The following is a 7,137-nucleotide window of genomic DNA, read 5'->3' on the forward strand; positions in this document are numbered from 1 at the left end:
CGCTCAAGGAGGGCATGGAGAGCGCGGTCGAGACGGGGGTGCAGCGGTCGGCGAAGGATGCGGCCGGGGATGCGGCGGGCGCCGGGCGCAAGGGCGCGACGGAGAACCCTGAGGGCACCAGCCGTCGCCCGGAGGAGACGGTCTGCGAGCGGGACCCCATCGATGTCGCCACGGGCCACATGGTCCTGCCGCAGACCGACCTCTCACTGCCGGGCTCACTGCCGCTGGTCCTCAAGCGTTCGTTCAACTCGGCTTATCGTTCCGGACGTTGGTTCGGTCCCACATGGTCGTCGACGGTGGACCAACGTCTGGAGATCGACGCCGAAGGTGTCGTACTCATCGCCGAGGACGGCCTGCTGCTGGCCTACCCGCACCCCGCACCGGGCCTGCCCACCCTCCCCAGCCACGGCCCGCGTTGGCCGTTGAACCGCGGGGACGGCGGCTACACGATCACGGACCCGGACTCCGGCCGGGTGTGGCACTTCGCCGACAACGGCGACGACTTGGCGGTCCTGGAACAGATCGACGACCGCAACGGCAACTGGATCACCTTCGCGTACGACGCGGACGGCACCCCGCTCGGAGTGGCCCACAGCGGCGGCTACGAGCTGAAGTTCACCACGGCGCACGGACGGATCACCGCCCTCGCCCTGACCGGAGCGGCGAGCGACGGCTCGGACCGGGAGATCCTCCGCTACGGCTACACCGACGGCCACCTCACCGAGGTGACCAACTCATCGGGACGCCCGTTGCGCTTCGCCTGCGACGAACACGGCCGCATCACGTCCTGGACGGACACCAACGACAGCCGCTTCGACTACGCCTACGACGACGAGAACCGCTGCACCTCCCAGTCGGGCGTCGCAGGCCACCTGAGTTCCACCTTCACCTACGACACGACCGACGCGGAGACAGGACACCGGGTCACCGCCATCACCAACTCGCTGGGCCACACGGCCCGTTACCTGGTCAACGACCGTGCGCAGGTGACAGCCGAGATCGACGAGACGGGATCGGTCACCCACTACCGACGCGACCGCCACAACCGACTCCTGTCCCGAACCGACCCGCTCGGCCACACCACCGCCTTCCACTACGACGAGACCGGCAACCTGCTCACGGTCACCCGCCCCGACGGACGCGAGTCGAGGGCCGAGTACAACGAACTCGGCCTGCCGGTAAGGCTGGTGAACCCGGACGGCACGGTGGTCCGCCAGACGTACGACGCTCGCGGCAACCGCACATCGGTGACCGCCCCGACCGGCCACACCACGCACTTCGCCTACGACGATTCGGGCCACCTCACGAAGGTGACCGACCCGCTGGGCCGAGCCACGACCGTCCAGTGCGACCGCACCGGCCTTCCGCTGGAGATCACCGACCCGCTCGGCGGGGTCACTCGCTACGAACGTGACAGTTTCGGCCGGCCTGTCACATTCACCGACGCGCTGGGTGCGAGGACCCACATGGAGTGGACGACCGAGGGCCACCTGTCCCGCCGCACGGCACCGGACGGCACGACGGAGTCCTGGACCTACGACGGCGAGGGCAACTGCACCACCCACACCGACCCGTTGGGCGGTGTCTCCCACTTCGAGTACACGCACTTCGACCTGTTGACGTCCCGCACAGGCCCGGACGGAGTGCGCCACGAGTTCACCCACGACACCGAACTGAACCTCAGCCGGGTCACCAACCCACAAGGCCTGACCTGGAGTTACGAATACGACGCGGCCGGCCGCCTGATCACGGAGACGGACTTCGACGACCGCACCCTCACCTACACCCTCGACGCGACGGGCCACCTGACCACCCGCACGAACACCCTCGGCGAGACGATCGAGTTCGAGCGCAACACGCTGGGCCAGGTGACCCGCAAGAACGCGGCCGGCCAAGTCACCACGTACGCCTACGACATGACGGACGGCCTGGCCAAGCAACGGGCCCCGACACCACCCTCACGATCCTGCGCGACCGTCACGGCCGAGTCCGCTCGGAGACGGTCGACGGCCGTGAACTGACGTACACGTACGACGAGTTCGGCCGCCGCACCGGCCGTACGACCCCGACGGGCGCGACCACGACCTGGTCGTACGACGCCACTGGCCACCGCACCGGCATGACGGCCTCGGGTCGTTCCATCGACTTCACGTACGACGAGGTCGGCCGCGAACTTGCCCGCCAGGTGGGCGGGTTGCTCACCCTGGAGCACACCTTCGACGCGGTCGGCCGCCTGACGACCCAGTCGGTGACGGGCTCAGCCGGCCGCTCCCTCCAGCACCGCGCCTACACCTACCGAGCCGACGGCAACCTGACCGCGATCGAGGACCGACTCTCCGGCACCCGCCGCTTCGACCTGGACGCGGCAGGCCGCGTAACGGCGGTTCACGCGGCGAACTGGACCGAGACGTACGCGTACGACGAGGCGGGCAACCAGAGCCAGGCAACCTGGCCGACCACCCACCCGGGCCAGGAAGCAACAGGCGCCCGCGAGTACACAGGCACCCGCATCACCCGCGCGGGCAACGTCCGTTACGAACACGACGCCCTGGGCCGCATCACGCTACGCCAGAAAACCCGCCTGTCCCGGAGGCCGGACACATGGCGCTACGAGTGGGACGCGGAGGACCGCCTCACTCAGGTGACCACTCCGGACGGCACACGCTGGCGCCACACGTACGACCCACTTGGCCGCCGCACGGCGAAACTCCGTCTTTCCGCGGACGCCGAAACAGTCGTGGAGAAGGTGGCGTTCACCTGGGACGGCACCGCCCTCTGCGAACAGACCACCACGTCCGTACACCTCCCCAACCCGGTGATCCTCACTTGGGACCACCGAGGCCTGAGCCCCATAGCCCAGACAGAACGCATCACGACCGCGGACGCCCCTCAACAGGAGATCGACTCCCGCTTCTTCGCCATCGTCACCGACCTGGTGGGCACCCCCACCGAACTCATCGACGAACAGGGCGACATCGCCTGGCACACCCGCAGCACCCTCTGGGGCACCACAGCCTGGGCGGCAGACAGCACCACCTACACACCGCTCCGCTTCCCGGGCCAGTACTTCGACCCTGAGACGGGGCTGCATTACAACTACTTCCGACACTACGACCCTGAGACGGCGCGGTACCTCACCCCCGACCCTCTCGGACTCATCCCCGCGCCCAACCCCGCCACCTATGTCCACAATCCGCACTCATGGGGCGATCCTCTGGGCTTGGCTCCAAAGGCATGTACCGAAGAGAGTGGGAGTTCAGTGTGGGACGATATCAGCCCCACACAGCCGGACTATCCTGGGACAGGAATCCCAAAGTCCTTCGAATTGCAGGCGGGCGAGAACCGAATATGGGTTCACGCGAATGCAACAAAGCACATAAACGAGTTCACACAAAGCAGAATATCCGATATGGCGAGCCCACAGCAGGTAACGCTGATCAATGAGTATCAGTTGAGGAGCTTGCAAGCCGCCGTCGCCGACGCCACGAAGGACACCATACCGCTGGGAAGAATGGTGGAAGTGGACGGTTGGGAGCTGAAATTCAATCAGCGGCCGGAAGACCGACTTCCCGTCCTTCTTCACGCTCTATACAAGGGATGATTTGGTTCATGTTGAAGGTGATCGGGAAAACGGACTGCAGGGCTGTACAGGTAGAGGTCGACCCGTACATTCCGTTGACGGTGACATGGGAGAGAGCAGGCTCCCAGCAGCCACTTTACTGGAGGGTCACCGGTAGTGACGGTGGCGAGGTAGAGGTAAAGGTCGACCCCTCCAACGGAGCCTTGTTCGAGGTCATCGTCATTGACCTGCCCCCGACAGCCATGTCCGCATCGGATATCACTGATCACATCCCGGAAGCCGGAATCCCAGTCTTCGACTGCTCACCGTGGGGACGCACCGAAAACCCAGATTACCGGGACTTCTCGTCCAAGGTTGTCTCATCGGTGCAGAACCTCTCTTACGCCACGGGCAACAGAAGGATGATCATGACCTTCACCGAGGCTGAGGCGGAACAGGTTTGGGAATGCGGAGGCATCCTGGTCGGCGCAACGAACGATGGTTCGCTTGCTGCGGTTTCCATTCCCCTGGATTCCTGATTTCACAGCGAGAAAGTCGAGGTCTGTAGGAACGCAGGCAACCCAGCCCCACCCTCACACAAGTACTCAAGAGCCGAAGCGAACGAATAGCAGTCGAAGAGTGCTGAGTGTTCCTCGCCCGTCGCGGGCTTCGGGAGGCCCAGGTCCTGCCACAAGCGGCCGACGTTGGACGTGGAAGTCGCCGGTGCGACCGAGTTCAGCCACGGCCTGATGTTCAGGAAATGGGCGTCGAGGAAGCCGTTCTTGACCTCTTCGCCTCGGGATCGCGCCCAGCCGACGTTCTCGCCGAGGACGACCATGTCGTTGCCGTACGAGAGGACGGACTGCCCCCGGCAGAAGCCGAGGAAGTCGCCGAGTGCTTCCGCTGCGGGGAGGCCTTCCCGGTCCAGCGTCTCCTGGTCGATGCCGGTGAGTTCGGTGAAGTATGCGGACAGTTGAGGGTTGACCACCGGCCGGACCAGCGCCTCGTACTCCTCGACGACGGAGCAGTCCTCACGCAGCCGCAGCGCGCCGATCTGCACGATCTCGCGCAGCTGCCCCGGCGACCCCCAGTCCTGCTCAAGCGCTCCCTGCCATGACGTGAATTCAAGGTCGAACACGACGAACGTAGGCACAGCAGCTCTCCCTCTGGCGCGGATCTCCATCACAGTTTCCGGTACGGCAACGGCAACCTCGTACCTTCGACCCAGTGTTTCGACCCCGCGTCACGGCACCACCGACGAGAGGACCTCCGGCCATGGCTTCAGCCGAGCAGCAGCACCTGACGGGCAAGGGACGCGCGGCGATCGAGGCGTTCCTGCGTGAGCAGGGAGCCGAGCGGATGCCCCATCCCGGCGGCACGCTGCTGGCCCATCTGGGCCGCGTTCAGGGCCTGTTGGCGGACTGGGGAGCGGATGCCGTCGTCCAGACCGCGGGGCTGTGCCACGCGACGTACGGTACGGACGGCTTCGCACCGGCACTGCTGCCCCTCTCCGACCGGGCCACGCTCGCCACGCTGATCGGTGAACAGGCGGAGGCGCTGGTCTACCTCTACGCCGGCTGCGACCGCGCCGCGGTCTACCCTCGCGTCGACGGCACCACGGAGTTCGCCTTCCGGGACCGCTTCACCGGCCGCGAACTCAGCCCACCCGCCGACCGGTTGCGGGCGTTCTTCGACATCACGGCCGCCAACGAACTGGACGTACTGGCCCACAACACGGAACTGGCCGAGCGCTACGGCCCGGCCCTGCACGCCCTCCTCACCCGCGCGGGCACCCTGCTCTCCCCCGCCGCCCGCGAGGCCGTTGCCCGGCAACTGGGCTGAGTTCAGCTCCGATCGCCTCAACACCTCTTCGCGGTAAGGCTGTTGAGATCGTCCTCCAACTCGCACCACACCGTCTTGCGATCCGCCCCCTGCTCCACGCCCCACCGCCGAGCCAGCGCGTCGAGAAGGGCCATGCCCCGGCCGTGTTCGTCCGTCGCGGTCGCCCGGAGCAGCAGGGGCAACGCGCGCGGGTCCGGATCGGTGACCTCGATACGCGTGTGACCGTCGGCTGTGCTGAGGACTCTGACGGTCACCGGGGTCCCCTCCCCCACATGGTCGATCACGTTCGTCACCAACTCCGTTGCGCAGAGGCGGACGTCGTAGGTGTGGTCGCGGAGGTGGTGGCGCAGTTCCGGTACGGCCTTCGGGGTGGCGAGCAGCCTGAGTTCGAACGTCACCGTTCCGCCGCCTTCCGCAGTGCGGCGGCGAGTTCGCGGGCGGTGGCGGTGTTGCAGTTCCCGAGCGCGACGAGGCCGGCGTACAGGATGTCCACGCCGAGGGAGGGGAGCGTGATGCCGTGCAGGGCGAGGGCGTCGCGGAGTTCCTCCACGCAGAGGGTTGTGTCGTAGGGGGTGGACATGAACGGGTGCCTCCTGTGCGCTCTGTGACGAACTCCTCACAGGCTGACGTCCCGTTGGCTACCGTAAAAGAGGTTTCGCGTTCGCGACCGGGGCTGCGGAGGAGGGCAAGTGGTGGCACGGGGCAAGGACATCGACGGGTCGATGAGCGTTCCGACCTTCTACGGCAAGGAGTTGAGGTGGAAGCGGGAGGAGGCGGGGCTGTCGTTGGAGGCGTTCCTGAAGGGCAGCTTCTACAGCAAGACGTACCTGAGCGATATTGAGCACGGCGAGCGACGGATGCCGCTCGATCTGGCCCAGCACGCGGATCGGAAGCTGGGGACGGACGGGTTCTTCGAGCGGAACTGCGAGGTGGTGCGGAAGGCGCGGAGGGGGCCGCATGCCGCGTACTTCGAGAAGGCTCTGGAGGCGGAGAAGCACGCGGAGTCCATCGAGCTGTGGTCCCCCATCATCTTCCCTGGCCTGCTTCAAACGGCCCCGTACGCACGGGCGTTGGTTCAGGCGACCCACCCGACGGCCTCCGGCGAGTGGGTCGAGGAGAAGGTGACGGCCCGCCTCGCCCGCGCTCGCCTCTTTGAGGAAGACCACGCCACTCCGGAGTACTGGGCAGTCCTGCACGAGTCACTTCTCTCCGACCCGATCATCACGCCCCGGGAGATGGCCGAACAGCTTGACCGGATCGTTGAGTTGGCGGAACAGCGTCGGATCACTCCGCAAATCATTCCGCGGACATGTGGGGCGTATCCCCTGAAGGCCGCCTCGATCATGGTCATGACCTTCCCGGACGCCCCGCCGTTGATCTACACCGAAGCGTCGTACAGCGGTGACACCATCGACGATCCAGCCCTCGTGAAGCAGTACCGCAAGGCATACGATCGGCTCAGGGCCGTCGCACTGTCACCGGAGGCGTCCCTGGCGATGATCAAGGCAGCGGCAGAGGAATACCGAAATGGCAAGCAACCGGACCGACTTGAGTAACGCGCTCTGGTTCAAGAGCAGCTACAGCAACGGTGACGGCGGGGAATGCGTAGAAGTCGCCAGCGACTTCCCCGGCGCCGCGCTCTGGCGCAAGTCGAGCTACAGCAACGGAGACGGCGGCAACTGCGTAGAGGTCGCCGCCAACCTCCCCGGCCTCGTCCCCGTCCGCGACTCAAAGGC

General features: G+C 66.2%; 7 protein-coding genes and 1 pseudogene. 5 read left to right on the top strand and 3 right to left on the bottom strand.

Annotation, left to right across the window (positions count from 1 at the left end; all coding sequences use genetic code 11):
• Both AC31A1_RS43050 and AC31A1_RS43055 read left to right on the top strand, forming a co-directional pair.
• Window positions 1-3,247, top strand: a pseudogene (locus AC31A1_RS43050) (DUF6531 domain-containing protein); the annotation flags it as partial.
• A 362-nt stretch (window positions 3,248-3,609) separates the two neighbouring features.
• Window positions 3,610-4,098, top strand: a complete 489-nt coding sequence (locus AC31A1_RS43055) for a hypothetical protein (RefSeq protein ID WP_489658526.1) — start codon at window positions 3,610-3,612, stop codon at window positions 4,096-4,098.
• Between the two features lie 2 nt (window positions 4,099-4,100).
• Here the strand turns inward: AC31A1_RS43055 and AC31A1_RS43060 are convergent, their stop codons facing one another.
• Window positions 4,101-4,712: an exonuclease domain-containing protein gene (locus AC31A1_RS43060; protein ID WP_489658527.1), complete on the bottom strand. Its 612-nt coding sequence runs from the start codon at window positions 4,710-4,712 to the stop codon at window positions 4,101-4,103.
• Window positions 4,713-4,834: 122 nt separating this feature from the next.
• Here AC31A1_RS43060 and AC31A1_RS43065 point away from each other — a divergent pair, with 122 nt between their 5' ends.
• Window positions 4,835-5,401 (top strand): DUF6817 domain-containing protein, encoded by a 567-nt coding sequence (locus tag AC31A1_RS43065; RefSeq protein ID WP_489658528.1) that lies wholly within the window; start codon window positions 4,835-4,837, stop codon window positions 5,399-5,401.
• Window positions 5,402-5,418: 17 nt separating this feature from the next.
• Here AC31A1_RS43065 and AC31A1_RS43070 read toward each other — a convergent pair whose 3' ends face one another.
• Both AC31A1_RS43070 and AC31A1_RS43075 read right to left on the bottom strand, forming a co-directional pair.
• Window positions 5,419-5,799, bottom strand: coding sequence for an ATP-binding protein (locus AC31A1_RS43070; protein WP_489658529.1), 381 nt, complete (start codon window positions 5,797-5,799; stop codon window positions 5,419-5,421).
• Window positions 5,796-5,981, bottom strand: a complete 186-nt coding sequence (locus tag AC31A1_RS43075; RefSeq protein ID WP_363100234.1) for a hypothetical protein — start codon at window positions 5,979-5,981, stop codon at window positions 5,796-5,798. Before AC31A1_RS43075 ends, AC31A1_RS43070 begins: the two co-directional genes overlap by 4 nt.
• A gap of 112 nt (window positions 5,982-6,093) precedes the next feature.
• On the opposite strand from AC31A1_RS43075, the gene AC31A1_RS43080 reads away from it, so the two are divergent.
• Together AC31A1_RS43080 and AC31A1_RS43085 are read left to right on the top strand one after the other, a co-directional pair.
• A complete protein-coding gene (locus AC31A1_RS43080) occupies window positions 6,094-6,957 on the top strand; it encodes a helix-turn-helix domain-containing protein (protein WP_489658530.1) in 864 nt (287 codons plus the stop codon).
• On the top strand, window positions 6,929-7,137 hold a 209-nt coding region (locus AC31A1_RS43085), incomplete at its 3' end, for a DUF397 domain-containing protein (protein ID WP_489658531.1). The genes AC31A1_RS43080 and AC31A1_RS43085, both read left to right, overlap by 29 nt.

It is taken from the genome of Streptomyces sp. P5F9, from assembly GCF_057961495.1.